Below are 390 nucleotides of genomic sequence, written 5' to 3'. Positions count from 1 at the left end.
TGACAAGAGCGTTCCCTGCTCAGTAAGCTACACCAAAGACGTCTCAACACAAACACTGTGGAATTATGAAAGTACCCAAGGCCAATGCGAGGCCAAGGCAGCAGAGTTTGCCGAAAAGCAAGGCGGCTGGGGATTTAGCTGTAACTCTGAATCCAGTGGCAATGAAACCAGCAGCGATGCATCTGAAGCAGCAACAAGCGCGCAATAATTTTTAGCGCTGCTTATAGCTTCATCGATAAAAGCAGGCTCTCGCCTGCTTTTATTTTTATAGCGCCAAATATTTACAAACCAATACCATTTTATAAGTTTACGCAATGACCGAAATACTGCCGATTATTTACCGCGATGAATATCTGGTTGCCATCAATAAACCGGGCGGCTTGTTGGTGC

Annotated in this window: 1 pseudogene; it reads left to right on the top strand. The window is 45.4% G+C overall.

Features of this window, described 5'->3' with window-relative positions:
- Positions 1 to 208, top strand: a pseudogene (locus tag ACWA6V_RS14425) (hypothetical protein); the annotation flags it as partial.
- Positions 209 to 390: the final 182 nt, after the last annotated feature.

This window comes from Cellvibrio sp., from assembly GCF_053579595.1.
This window is presented reverse-complemented; position numbering and strand designations above follow the sequence as displayed.